The following is a 13249-nucleotide window of genomic DNA, read 5'->3' on the forward strand; positions in this document are numbered from 1 at the left end:
TTGTCTTTCTTCAAAGGTCGGCCGGCCGCCCCCAAGGGCGCCCCTCCTCCGCTTCGAAGCGCGGTTTCCATCACGGCGCACCACCCACGCGCCTCAAGTCCGCCGCTCGGCTGCCGATGTGCGAAACATGGCGGAAGACCAGGTTCCCTTCGCCGACCACGAGGGCACGGTGCCGAGCGGTGATGTCGAGAAGAACGAGCGCCGGCGCGGCATCCTGCTGCGCAACGCGAAGCTCGTTTTTGCAGGCTACGTGCTGACTCAGCTGGCCACCCTGGCCGGGCGCCTGCTGGGCCTCTCGACGGTGCGCCACCACGAGATCTTGTGGGTCACTGGCTTCACATTGACGTCCAGTGCGCTGTTCTACGCGATCACGCGGTTCAGGAAGTCCATCTCCACCGGCTACGTCAACCTGTTCCACTTCGGCCAGTACGTGATCTGGCTGGTGGCCTACGCGGGCTGGGTTCTCACGCTGCGAGAGATCCGTGTGATGGCGCTGTTCTGCGCCATGATGCCCCTGACCTTCATGCTGTCGGACACCAAGGCAGCGAAGTCGCTCACCATTGCGCTGAGCGCCTTTGTCATCCAGATCGTCGCCTCCTGGTACGCCATCGCGGGGCTGGGACAGCCGGGCGTGTTCAAGCTGGAGGTGTATTACGCCTTCTGCTTCGCGCCGTCCGCCCTCTTCCTCTGCTACCTGTCGGGGTTGTTTTCGCAGCAGCGAATGGAAGTCAAGGCCGCCAAGCGCAGCGCCGAGGAGAGCCGCGATGCGTTGGTGACAGAGGTTGCGAAGACCAAGCGGGCCAACGCAGAACTCGGCGAGGCCATGAAGACCATCGAGGCGATGGCGCGGGTGGATGTGTTGACGGGCCTGTTCAACCGGCGCCATCTGATGGATGCGCTGGACATGGCCGCCAAGCGCCATGCGCGCGCCGGCCAGGCGTTCTCCATCGTCATCGTGGACATCGACCATTTCAAGCACGTCAACGACACCTACGGCCACCTGCAGGGCGATGTGGTGCTGCGCGAGGTGGCGCTGGTGCTGCAGCGCACGCTTCGCGCCTGCGACCTCTGCGCGCGCTATGGCGGCGAGGAGTTCATGCTGCTGCTCGAACAGACGCGCGCCAAGGAGGCGCAGGTCTGCGCCGAACGCCTGCGCCAGCTTGTGGAGCAGCACAGGTTCACCGGCTTCGACCCGAAATTCTCCGTGACGATCTCGCTCGGCATCGCGGAGTTTGCGGACGCGCAGAGCATCGACCAGTGCATCGCCCGTGCGGACGCCGCGCTCTATCGTGCCAAGCGCGCCGGCCGCGATCGGGTGGAAGTGGCGGACTTCGTCAACAGTCGGCCGGCTTCTCAGCCTGCCGAGGCTGCCGCCGCGCAGCCACGCTCGTGACGAACTGGCCGAACGCGTCGAGCAGCGGCGCCGCGTCGAACGACGGGCCCTCCAGCATCGCCAGGGCGTGCACGGTGGCTTCCAGCGTGGACACCTGGTCGGCTCGCCGCGCCGCGCGGATCGTGCGGTAGCGGGTGGGCGGCGGCGCGTCCAGCGACAGCCGCGGCAGTGCGGCCAAGGCCGGGTGCTCCAGCACCATGCGCAGGCTCTTGCGCCATGTCGCGTCGATCACCACCAGCCTCAGGGGCGCGTCCGCTGCTGGCATGGGGGCCGGCGGCGCGGGCGCGGCCGGCACGTCGGGGTAGAGCAGCCGCGTCTCCCGCCCGAGGCGCTGCAGCAGCGCCTGCAGCGCTTCGGGCGCAAAGCGCTCGCCGACCACCACGTCGCAATGCGCGAGCGACAGGCGCAGCAGCGCAAGGCTGTTCTTGGCCTGGCGCTGCTCCTGCGGGTGCTGCAGCACCAGCACCTCGGTGCGGTGGTCGATGGGCCGCGCCAGCGCGCACAGGCAGGTGGCTTGCGGGCGCAGGCAGCGTGCGCAAGCGATGCGGCGAGCAGGGAGCGGAGGCGTCACGCGGGCATGGTCGCACGCGCGCGAGCCGTCACTGCGACCAGCGCAGGCCCACGCGCGGCTCGATGCTGTCGTCGGCGGCGCGGCGCGCGCTCACGTCCAGCGAGGCGCCGCCCGGGATGAGCCACCACCGCAGGCCCACCGCGGGCGCCAGCAGGCCGGCTTCTTCGGCGACCTGCAGGTACATCAGGTGCCGTCCCTCGGGCCGGTAGATGGCGGTGGCGGTGACGCGGCTGCGGGCGGGCAGCAGGTCGCGGCCCAGGCCGAGGTCCATGGCGAAGTCGTCCGTGAGGCGGATCGTGCCGCTGGCCGCCACCAGGTTGCGGCGTGGCTGCAGGCGGTGGTCGGCCGGGTCGGACGCGGCCGTCATGCCGAAGCGGGCCACGCCGGTGAAGTAGCTGCCTTGCAGGCTGACCTGGCGGTCCACTTCGAGCTCCACCGCGTTGGGGCCGGTGTCGGTGGGCCGCAGGCGCGGAGTGCGCACCGCCATCGCCAGCGGGATGTCGGCGTCGCAACCCAGGCTGCGCTCCTGCCGCTCGGGGCTGGCGTCCGCAAACGGGTCGATCGGCGCGCACGCCGGCACGGGCCGGAAGGCCGCGGCAGGCAGCAGCGGCTTTTCCGCACCGGCCACGGCATGGCAGGCGCAGAGCAGCGCGGCCACCAAAGCGGCGCCGCGAACCGGGCGGATCGGGAACATGGCCGCGATGATGCCAGCGGCAGCCGGCGGCGGAGCAGGCCGTAACCAAGAAGAAACCGGCGCCCGGGTGAGGCGGCTGCCTGCGAGGGCCCCTGCGATCAACCCGTAGTCATTCCAGGTCACCCTCGACGAACGGATGCTCCGCTTCGTACTCGGCGCGGGTCTTGCGGCGGTGGTCGCCCGCAAGATGGAGTGACGCCATGGCACGGTCCACGTAGATTTCCGACCGAAGCGGCCACCCGCGGGCGGCGTCAAAAAGGCCGGGCATCAGTTCGTAAGCCTTGGCCTCGCCACGCTCGTCCACATCGTTGAACCACAGGTGCGAGCCGCAGCGTGGGCAGAAGGCGCGCTCGGCAAAGTCGGAGGAGCGGTAGCGCGTGACCTCGCCGGTCACGGTCACCGTGGAGACCTCGGCCGTAAAACACACGAACAACCCGCCCGTCCAGCGCTGGCACATCCGGCAGTGGCAGGCGCCGACGCGCGGATCGTGCTCGCCGGCCACCGTGATCGTCACGGCCTTGCAAAGGCAGTGGCCGGTGAGTGCAGATGTGGCAACGCGGGTGTCGGGCGAGGGCTGCTGGCCGGCGGGGGTGGGCTGCATGTGGTGGCTCCTGAGTCTGGTGCTGGATGACAGCAACCGCCGCGCCGGCCCTCCTGCCGCATCGGCCCCGGCGTCACATGGCCAAGAGTGGCCAGAAGCGCCACTCCCCGCTGCGGCGGGCACCGGGCCAACAGGTAGTTACGAGGTTTGACGCTCTGCCGTCGCACTGATACGGTGCCTGCTGGAGGGCCGCCGGATGACGACCGGAAGCTGGTGCATCACGTCCTGGGTCACCCGCACCCGGGCCTCGCGCATTGGCCGCGCCACGCGGCAGCCCGACGGTGACCGAGCGATCCTGAAGGTTGCCGCGGGGGACCCGGCGCTCTTTCGCGAGGAGTACGGGCTGCTTCGCTCCCTGCAGGCGCCTGGCATCGTGCAGCCGCAGCAATGGACGGTGACGGGCGCCCTCCCCGCGATGGTGTTGCCCGAGCTCGACCTGGTTGCACTGGACGAGCTGTTGGCCGGGCCGCCGATGGCGGTGGACGCAGCCTTGCTTGTCAGCCACACCTTGGCGCAGGCGCTGGCGGCGCTGCACGGCGCTGCCCTCTGGCACGGCGACCTTCGCCCCCACAACATCCTGGTGGACCGCCGCACCGGGGCGGCCTGGATCGCCGACCTCAGCGCGGCCGTGGAGCGCCGCAACGCCGACCCGGGTGTGGCGCTGCCGGTGGACGACTGGGCGTGGATCGCGCCGGAGCAGACCGGCCGCATGGACCGCCCGGTCGATCATCGGGCCGACCTCTATGTGCTGGGGCTGCTGCTGTATCGCATGCTGGCGGGGCGTGCACCCTTCGAGGCGACGGATGCGCTCGAATGGGCGCATTGCCACACCGCACGGCCGCCCGCCGCACTGCCGGCCGGCGTGCCGGCGGGCGTGGGCCAGCTGGTGTCCAGGCTGCTCGCCAAAACCGCCGAACAGCGCTACCGACGTGCCGAAGGCCTGCTGGCCGACATCGGCCATTGCATTGACGAATGGCACTCGCGCGCCGACGTGCCGCCCTTTGCCCTGGGCACCAACGACCCGGACGACCAGGTGGAGCCTACGCTGCGCCTGCACGGGCGCGAGGAGGAGCGCACCCGGCTGCTTGACGCGTTTGCGCAGACGGTGGCCGACCCCCGGCCCCGCCTGGTGCTGGTGTCCGGCTTGCCCGGCGTGGGCAAGACATCGCTGGTCGACAGCTTGCACGAGCCGGTGCTCGCGGCCCACGGTTACTTCGCCGGCGCGAAGTTCGACTCGCAGCACCGCGACGTGCCCTACTCCGCGCTGCTGCAAGCGCTGCACGGGTTGGTGCGGCAGGTGCTCGCGCAGCCGGAGGCGCAGCTGGCACAGCGGCGCTCGGCAATGGCCGACGCACTCGGCACGAACGGGCAACTGATGATCGATGTGGTGCCAGCACTGGCGCGCATCATCGGCCCGCAGGCACCGCTGCCGGAGGTGCCGCCGGCCGAGGCGCAGAACCGACTGCGCTGGGTGCTGGGCCGGTTCATCGGTGTACTCGCCCGCGCCGAGCATCCGCTCGTGCTGTTCCTCGACGACCTGCAGTGGGCGGACCTGGCCAGCCTGGCCTTGCTGGGCGACCTGGCCACACGCACCGACGCCGGTGCCCTGCTGCTCGTGGGGGCGTACCGGGACGACGAGGTTGGTGCCGGCCATCCGCTGCTGGCCACGCTGGAGCGCGCGCAGGGCGGCGGCGCACGGGTGCTGCGCCTGCCGCTGGTGGCGCTGAGGCCCGAGCATGTCGAGGCGCTCGTGGCCGAGAGTCTCCACACCACGCCATCGCAGGCCCGCGCACTGGCCGAGCTGGTGCGCCAGCGCACCAACGGCAACCCGTTCTTCGTGCTGCAGTTCCTGGCGGAGCTGCGCGCGGAAGGCCTGGTGCGCTACGACCGCGCGCGCCTGGGCTGGACCTGGGACCTCGAGCGGATCCGCGCGCGCAACCTGGCCGACGACGTGGAGCACCTCGTCTCACGCCGCCTGCGCCGGCTGCCCGAACCCGTGCGCCGGGTGCTCCAGCACGCCGCCTGCCTGGGCACCAGCGGATCGGTGGCGCTGCTGGCCGCGGCAGTGGGCCAGGGGCAGGCTGACGTGGAAGACGCCCTCGCGGAGGCGGCCCGGGCGGGCATGGTGGCCTGCCGCGAAGGAAGCTTCCACTTCCTGCATGACCGGTTGCAGGAGGCGGCGTACGCCACCATCGACGCCGCCGACCTGGCGCAGACCCATTTGCGCATCGGCCGCCAGCTGCTGGCCGCGCTGCCCGAGCAGGAACAGCAGGAACGCATCTTCGAGCTGGCCTACCAGCTCAACCGGGGCAGCGCGCTGGTGACTGCGCCGGCGGAATCCCTGGCACTCGCGCGCCTGAACGCCAAGGCCGGCCGCAAGGCCAAGGCGCAGCTGGCATTCGCCTCCGCCCGCGACCACCTCACGCGCGCGGCCGATCGGTGGCCGGCGCAGGCCTGGGACACCGTTTTCCAGGAGACCTTCGACCTGCAGTTCGACCTGGCGGAGTGCGAGTTCCTCAACGCCGCATTCCAGCAGGCCGACGAGCGTCTGTCGGCGCTGTTGCCACATGCGCACACGCCCGCCGAACGCGCGCGCATCTACGGCTTGCGCATCCGCCTGCGCCTGGTGCCCGGGCAATTTGGCGCCGCGGCGGACACCGCGCTGGAAGCGCTGCGCCTCTTCGGCGTCAGCTTCGACGGCGCCGGCGCCCCCGCGCTCGTGGCGCAGGCGCGGCAGGAGGTGGAGCGCGAGCTGGCGGGCCGCAGCATCGAGCAGCTGCTGAAGGCGCCCGCCCTCGCCGATGCGGAGGCCCGCACGGTGCTTGGCCTGATGGTGGATTCCTTCACCGGCATCTACATCGCACGCCCGGAGGTGTTTCCGCTGCTGGTGCTCAGGGCGACGCAGCTCGTGCTGCGCCACGGCAACTGCGAAGAAAGCGCCGTCGTCTACACCTACTACGCCCGCGTGCTGCTGGCGGCGTTCGGCGAGATCGATGCCGCGTACGAGTACTCGCAGCTGGCGGTGCAGCTCAACGAAAAGCTCGGCGACCGCAAGCGCCGCGGCATGCTGCTGTTTTCGCATGCCGGCTTCATCCACTTCTGGCGCCAGCCCTTTCCCGGCGGACGCGCCACGCTGGACAGCGGCCTTGCCGCCTGCCTCGAGGTGGGCAACTTCGTGCATGCGGCGCTGATCGAGGTGAACACCTGCCTCTACATGGCCGAGGCCGGCGAACGGCTCAACGAACTGGCGGCGCAGGCCGAGCGCTCCATTGCTTTCCTGCAAGCCACCCACAGCGGCGGCACCCTGGAGGTGGCGCAGGTGTTCCGGCAGTTCGCGCGTTGCCTGCAGGGCCGCACCCACGCGCCCGGCTCGTTCGATGACGAGCACTACCGCCACGACGCGGTGGTGCAGCGCATGCGGGACCAGAACAATGTGGCAGGGCTGGGCATCGTGCACATGCTGGAGCAGATGTCGGCCTTCGTCATGGGCGACACACCCGCGGCGCGGGAAGCGGCGGGCCGCACCGCAGGCGTGCTGCGGGCTGTGTTTGCCATGCCGGTGCGGCCCACGCATGTGTTCTACCGGGCGCTCACGCTCGCCGAGGCGCACCCCGGTTTGGCGGCGCCGGAACGCCCCGACAACCTGCGCGCGATCGAGCAGCACGCCGCCGATCTGGCCACCTGGGCCGAGCACTGCCCGGAGAACTACGCCAACCGGCATGCGCTGGTGGCGGCCGAGCTGGCGCGCCTGCAAGGGCAGGAGCTGCAGGCCGAGCGGCTCTACGAACAGGCGATCGACGCCGCGCGGGCCAGCCGGCTGGTCCATCAGGAGGCACTGGCCTGCGAGCGGGCCGCGGCGTTCCACCACGGCCGCGGCCTGGCACGCATCGCCGACGCCTACATCGCCGACGCCCACCAGGCCTACATGCGCTGGGGCGCCCTCGGCAAGGCGGCGCAGCTCGAAACCACCCATCCGGTGCTGCGCATCGCACGCAGCGCGGCCTTGCCCATCGACACCCTGGCGGTGATGAAGGCAGCCCAGGCAGTGTCGAGCCAGATCGACCTCGCCGCGCTGCTGGACACGCTGATGCGCATCGCGCTGGAACAGGCCGGCGCCCAGGCCGCCCGGCTGTACATCGCCACGCAGGAGCCGATGCAGCTGGCGGCCTCGGCCGAGGTGCATGGCGAAGGCCTGGTGGTGCAGCAGCATGCGGACGATGCGCCGGTGGAGGGCGACCATCCGCTCGCGATCCTCAACTTCGTGCGCCGCAGCCAGGAGCAGGTGCTGCTGGGCGACGCGACACAGGCCCATCCCTTCAGCGCGGACCCGTGGCTGGGCCGGCGACGGCCGCGCTCGGTGCTGTGCCTGCCGCTGGTGCGGCAATCGCAGACGATCGGTGTGCTGTACCTCGAGCACGGGATGGTCACCCATGCCTTCACCCCGCGGCATGCCACGGTGCTGGGCCTGCTGGCCGGGCAGGCCGCGATCTCGTTGGAGACCGCCAGGCTGTACGCGGCGCTCAAGGCCGAGAACGCGCAGCGGCGGCTGGCGGAGGCGGCCACGCTCGAATGGCAGGCGCGCATCGGCCGGCTGGTGGAGTCGAACATCATCGCGGTGCGCATCGCCAACCTGGACGGCCTGATCGTCGATGCGAACGACGCCTACCTGCGCCTGGTCGGCTATTCGCGCGACGACATGGCGGCCGGCCGGCTGACCACGCATGTGGTGACACCCCCCGAATACCGCGACGCCGATGCCCGCGCGTTGGAGGAGCTGCTGCGCGATGGCCGCTACGTGCCCTATGAAAAGGTGTATGTGCGCAAGGACGGCAGCCGTGTCCCCGTGATGTCGGGTGGCATCCTGTTCCAGGGCGAACGCCCGCAGACCGTGGGCTTCGTGCTCGACTTGAGCGAACGCGACCGGGCGGAGTTGGCGCAGCGGGCGCGGCTGGAAGCGGAGGCGGCCAACCAGGCCAAGTCGGCATTCCTCGCGAACATGAGCCATGAGCTGCGCACGCCGCTCAATGGCGTACTCGGCTTTGCCCAGCTGCTGCAGCGCGACGACAGCCTCACCGAGCGCCAGCGCAGGGGCTTGCACACGATAGAGGCCAGCGGCAATCACCTGCTTTCGTTGATCAACGACATCCTGGACCTGGCGCGCATCGAAGCAGGCCGCATGGAGCTCGCCCCGGTGGCGACAGACCCGCGCAACTGCCTGGACTTCGTGGCGGACGTGGTGCGCCTGCGCGCCGAACAGAAGGGTGTGCAGTTCGTGCTGGACACGCCGCCGCCGCAGCCCGCCAGCGTGCTGGTCGACGAATTGCGGCTGCGCCAGGTGTTGCTCAACCTGTTGAGCAACTCGGTGAAGTTCACCCACGCCGGCCGTGTCACCCTGCGCATGCGGGCGCGCCGCGAAGCCGCCCACGCATGGGCACTGGCCTTCGATGTGGAAGACACGGGCGTGGGCATGACACCCGCGGAAGTGCAGCGCATCTTCCGCCCCTTCGAGCAGGCGGGCAGCGCGCGCCAGCGCGCCGAAGGCATGGGGCTGGGGCTGGCGATCAGCGACGCGCTGGTGCGGCAGATGGGCGGCACCATCACCGTGCACAGCGAGCCCGGCAAGGGCAGCGCCTTTTCCTTCGAACTGCTGTTGCCGGCCGCGGCCGCCGCGATGCATGCACCCGCGCCGCCCATGATCAGCGGCTACCTGGGGCCACGCCGGCGGGTGCTGGTGGTGGACGACGTGCACGACAACCGCCAGATCCTGCTGGAGCTGTTGAAGTCACTCGACTTCGACATCGCTGAGGCCGCCGACGGCCGCCAAGCCCTGGAGCAGGCACGGGCCCTGAGGCCCGACCTCGTGCTGATCGACAACGGAATGCCCAAGCCCACGGGCAGCGAGGTCACCCGCCAGTTGCGCGCCGAGGAGGCATTTGCACAGGTACCCATCATCGCGGTGTCGGCCGGCGCATCCGCACAAGAGCGGGAGCGCTACCTTGCCGCGGGCGCGAATGCGTTCCTGGCCAAACCGGTGGACGTGCCGCAGCTGCTGAACGCCATCGGGCATGTGCTCGACCTGAGCTGGACGCGCCGCGGCCCTCCCTCGTGAGCACCCTGGCCGCACAGCGGCCGCCCGCCACCGGCAGCGGCAGGGTCGGATTCAGCCGGTCAGCGGGGCGCTGCGGCGCCCTTTTTCATGGCGCGGCGGCCCGGCGTGGCGGGCTCGCGGTCCCAGGGTGCCACGTCACCATCGAACCGCTGGGCCAGGAAGCCGATCAGCAGCTCCAGCGGTCGCGGTTGGTGCTGGCGCGACAGGTACACGGCATGGATGCCCAGCGGTTCCGGTTCGTAGTCCGGCAACAGCCGCACCAGCTCACCGCGCTCGAGCTCACCGACCACAAAGTACGTGGGCAGCATCGCGATGCCAGCGCCGGCCAGCGCCGCCTGCCGCAGCACCGCCGTCTCGTTGCCCGACAGCGAGCCCGCCACGTCCACGGTGCTCAGGCGGCCATCGCGTCGCAGCCGGTACTGCGCGCGGGCGCCGAAGGCGTGGGTGATGCAGTTGTGCGCCTTCAGCTCCTCCGGCCGTTGCGGCTGCCCGCAACGTTGCAGGTAGTGCGGTGACGCACACAGCACGGAGCGGCAGCTGGCCAGCCGGCGCGCCACCATGCCGTCGTCCAGGCGGTTGGTGATGCGCAGCGCCAGGTCGATGCGTTCACTGACGAGATCCACCGCCCGGTCCACGGCCAACAGCTCCACCTCGACGCGTGGATGCCGCGCCTGGAACTTCACCACCGCCTGCGTGAGGCAGGACATGGCGAACGACAGGCTGGTCGTGATGCGCAGCTTGCCCGTGGGCTCGGCGCGGTGCGCGCCGGTCACCGCCTGCAGGTCCAACGACAGCTCCAGCATCTGGCGCAGGCGGGGCAGCGCCTCCTGCCCCGCCTCGCTCAGGCTCACACGCCGTGTCGTGCGATGCAGCAGCCGCGCGCCCAGCCAGCGCTCCAGCCCCTCCAGATGGCGGCTCACCATGGCGCGCGACAGGTCCAGCGTCTCCGCGGCGCGGGTGAGGCTGCCCCGGTCGGCAATCTCGACGAAGGTGCGGATGGCGTTCAGGCGGTCCATGCATTGAGTCGGGCTGGTTGACAATTTCTTGAGCGAAACGCAGTTTATCCATCCGCAGCGAATCAATAGAGTGGGCTCCAACACAAGGAGCACCGATGAGCGCACTCGTTTCCCGCCGGCTGACGCTGCTGGCCACCGCCGCCACCCTGGCTCTCGGGGCGCTCGCCCCCGCCCGGGCCCAGACACCGGCAGCCCCACCGGCCCCACCAGAGCGGGACGGCGCGGGACACACGCTGCAGGATCTCTACCAGGCGGCGCTGAAGGAAGGCGGCGCGTTAACGGTTTATGCCGGCGGCGACGAAGTGACACAGGGTTTCGGCATCAAGGCCGGGTTCGAGAAGCAGTTCCCCGGCATGAAACTGAACCTGGTGGTGGACCTCAGCAAGTACCACGACGCGCGCATCGAGGAAGAGCTGTTGCGCAAGGACCTGAAGGTCGATGTCGCCCACCTGCAGACCCTGCACGACTTCGACGACTGGGCCGCACGGGGCCTGCTGCTGCCCTACAGGCCGATCGGGTGGGACCAGGTCCCTGCGGCCTACAAGGACCCGCAGGCGCGCTTCACCGGCCTGTTCATGCTCACCTTCGCCAACAGCTACAACAAGACGCTGGTCACGGCCGAGAACGCGCCGCGCGACTATGCCGACTTCCTGAAGCCCGAGTTCAGGAACCGCATCGTCATCGCGTATCCGCACGACGACGACGCAGTGCTCTACGTGTTCGACAAGATCATCCAGAAGTACGGCATCGGCTTCATCGACAAGCTGCAGGCCAATGGCGTGCAGTGGGTGCGTGGCACGCAGACGCCACGCGACGCGGTGGAGGCGGGCAAGTACGCGGTGTCCACCGGCACCTCCGGCAACTTCGTGCCGGTGGAGTCGTCCAACATCCGCTTCATGCTGCCGGCCAGCGACCCCTTCCTCACCTGGGCCCAGACGGGTGCCATCTTCAAGGACGCCAAGCACCCGGCCGCTGCCAAGTTGTATGTCAGCTGGACCCTGTCATTGCCCACGGCATCCAGCCCGAGGCAGTTCCCGCTGCGCAAGGACGTGCCGCCACCGGCCGGCTTCAAGCCGATCGACCAGTACAACACCAGCCCCGAAGACTTCCGCGCCTTCATGCGCGACCGGGCCCGCGTGGAGCGGCTGAAGGGCCTGTTCGAGCGGCTCCTGGGGCCGGTGCAAGGCATTTCCCCGCTGAAGGACTGAACAGCGCTTACCGGATCGTTTCCGACCTCGAATAGATGACCTGGCCGCCGCGCACCGCGCACTTCACCGCGGCGAAGTGCTTCACGTCCTTGCCCGGGTCGGCCTCGAGCACGACGAAGTCGGCGTCCATTCCCGGTGCGATGCGTCCGCGCCGCTGCTGCTCGTTCCAGCGGGCGGCGGGTGTGGTGGTCAGCGAGGCCAGGATCTGCATCGGGCTCATGCCGGCCTGGGCCATGAGCTGGTACTCCTCGGTGGGGTCGGTGTCGGTCATGTAGTCCACGTCGGTGCCGAAGAGCACCTTGCCGCCGGCAGCCGCGAACTTGCCGAACTCCTGCACGCTCTCCTGAACGATGCGTTCGGCCACCGGCGCCGGCACCTGCTCCTTGGCCAGTTCGTAGCGCAGCAGCTTGAGCGTGGGCACCATGGACACGCCCTCGGCGCGCAGCTGGTCCATCAGCGCCTGCGGCCACGGCGCGGGCGTGCCCAGCGGCGGGTGCGCCAGGATGTCCACCTGCGCCTGCAGCGCGGCACGCACGCCGTCCAGGTCGGTGGGATGCGCAAACACCAGCTTGCCGCGGCGGTGGGTTTCCGCGGCGGCCGCAGCCGCGATGTCGGCCGGCATGCGCTTGACCTGACCCTTGCCCTGGGGCGTGACCAGGAACAGCTTGGTCGCGTCGGCGCCTGCGTCCAGGTTCTGTCGCACCGTGTCCACGCCCGATGCGGCCGTGTCCGGCTGCGGCAGCTTCGCGAGGAAGGCGGCGTCCAGGTGCGCCACGTAGAGCGGCAGGCCCTTGTGCGGGAAGAGTGGGAGCCCCGCGGTGAGAAGGCGCGGGCCCTTCACGTCACCCTTGTCCACGCGCGCCCGCAAGGCCAGCGTGTTGTCGCGGTCGGAGGCGATGTCGAAGGCGGTGGTGAAGCCGTAGCGTGTCAACAGCTGGGTGAGGCCGGCCTCCAGCTCGGCGGCCGGCCGCTTGGCGGCGTTGGCAAAGGCGGGGCCGAGCAGGTGCACATGGCTGTTCTGGAAGCCCGCGACGATGATGCCGCCATTGCATGCTGGCGCCAGCGCGGGTGCCTCTTCGCCCTGCTTGTCACGCGGGCCCACCGACACGATCTTGCCTTCGCGCACCAGCACCACGCCGCCGTTGATCGGCGCAGTGTCGGGGGCCGTGTAGATCCTGGTCCCCTGCAGCGCCTGCACGGGCTGCGTGGCCGCGTGCGCCGGCGGCCATGCGAGCCCCATCAGCATGAACAGCGCTGCCGGGGCGCCGAAACGGGTGCGTCTTGTCATCGGGTGTCTCCTTGGCAGAGCCGAGCGCGCCGCAGCGGCGGCCGCGCGGGCCATGGGGCGGGATGATAGGTCGCAGCCCTCCGTTCATCCGGCGTTCCTGCGGCTCATCACGCGCGGTGCGCACGTCGTCGCAAGCCGCTCGCCGCCAGCCAGGCGCGCGCCGATAGTTCACTCATCGCAACACGCAACGCCTTCAGGAGCCCACCATGACCAGCACCTACACCGCCCGCTTCGCTTCCTTCAGCGCCGCCTGCGCCGTCACCCTGGCCTTGTTGATGGGCGTGAGCAGCATGGCCAGCGACACGCCGGCCCAGGTGTGGATGGCCAAGGCGGCCGCGGTGAAGGCGGCCTGAGGCGCGCTCTTCTGCT

At 70.2% G+C, this 13249-nt stretch carries 9 protein-coding genes; 4 read left to right on the forward strand and 5 right to left on the reverse strand.

The window, feature by feature from the left end:
* Positions 1-127 precede the first annotated feature (127 nt).
* Positions 128-1393 (forward strand): GGDEF domain-containing protein, encoded by a 1266-nt coding sequence (locus VPH43_RS04110; RefSeq protein WP_328576386.1) that lies wholly within the window; start codon positions 128-130, stop codon positions 1391-1393.
* Here the strand turns inward: VPH43_RS04110 and VPH43_RS04115 are convergent.
* The 3 genes from VPH43_RS04115 to VPH43_RS04125 all read right to left on the reverse strand — a co-directional run bounded on the left by VPH43_RS04115 (position 1335) and on the right by VPH43_RS04125 (position 3259).
* On the reverse strand, positions 1335-1964 hold the full coding sequence (locus VPH43_RS04115; RefSeq protein ID WP_328576387.1) for a tRNA-uridine aminocarboxypropyltransferase: 630 nt from the start codon (positions 1962-1964) through the stop codon (positions 1335-1337). The two genes, VPH43_RS04110 and VPH43_RS04115, sit on opposite strands and share 59 nt — an antisense overlap.
* Positions 1965-1992: 28 nt before the next feature.
* Positions 1993-2658, reverse strand: coding sequence for a hypothetical protein (locus VPH43_RS04120; protein ID WP_328576388.1), 666 nt, complete (start codon positions 2656-2658; stop codon positions 1993-1995).
* 109 nt (positions 2659-2767) lie between these two features.
* Positions 2768-3259 carry a GFA family protein gene (locus tag VPH43_RS04125; RefSeq protein WP_328576389.1) on the reverse strand — a complete coding sequence of 164 codons (492 nt, stop codon included), beginning with the start codon at positions 3257-3259 and terminating at the stop codon, positions 2768-2770.
* 196 nt (positions 3260-3455) lie between these two features.
* Between VPH43_RS04125 and VPH43_RS04130 the strand changes: the two genes are divergently transcribed.
* Complete coding sequence (locus tag VPH43_RS04130; protein ID WP_328576390.1) at positions 3456-9368, forward strand: AAA family ATPase; 5913 nt, start codon at positions 3456-3458, stop codon at positions 9366-9368.
* A 59-nt stretch (positions 9369-9427) separates the two neighbouring features.
* Here the strand turns inward: VPH43_RS04130 and VPH43_RS04135 are convergent, their stop codons facing one another.
* Positions 9428-10384 carry a LysR family transcriptional regulator gene (locus VPH43_RS04135; RefSeq protein ID WP_328576391.1) on the reverse strand — a complete coding sequence of 319 codons (957 nt, stop codon included), beginning with the start codon at positions 10382-10384 and terminating at the stop codon, positions 9428-9430.
* 95 nt (positions 10385-10479) lie between these two features.
* Here VPH43_RS04135 and VPH43_RS04140 point away from each other — a divergent pair, with 95 nt between their 5' ends.
* On the forward strand, positions 10480-11592 hold the full coding sequence (locus tag VPH43_RS04140) for an ABC transporter substrate-binding protein (protein WP_328576392.1): 1113 nt from the start codon (positions 10480-10482) through the stop codon (positions 11590-11592).
* A gap of 7 nt (positions 11593-11599) precedes the next feature.
* Here the strand turns inward: VPH43_RS04140 and VPH43_RS04145 are convergent, their stop codons facing one another.
* Positions 11600-12880, reverse strand: a complete 1281-nt coding sequence (locus VPH43_RS04145) for an amidohydrolase family protein (RefSeq protein ID WP_328576393.1) — start codon at positions 12878-12880, stop codon at positions 11600-11602.
* Positions 12881-13086: 206 nt separating this feature from the next.
* Between VPH43_RS04145 and VPH43_RS04150 the strand changes: the two genes are divergently transcribed.
* Positions 13087-13233 (forward strand): hypothetical protein, encoded by a 147-nt coding sequence (locus VPH43_RS04150; protein ID WP_328576394.1) that lies wholly within the window; start codon positions 13087-13089, stop codon positions 13231-13233.
* The last annotated feature ends 16 nt before the right edge of the window (positions 13234-13249 follow it).

Source organism: Ideonella sp. BN130291, assembly GCF_036231905.1.
GTDB lineage: Bacteria > Pseudomonadota > Gammaproteobacteria > Burkholderiales > Burkholderiaceae_C > CAMLIZ01.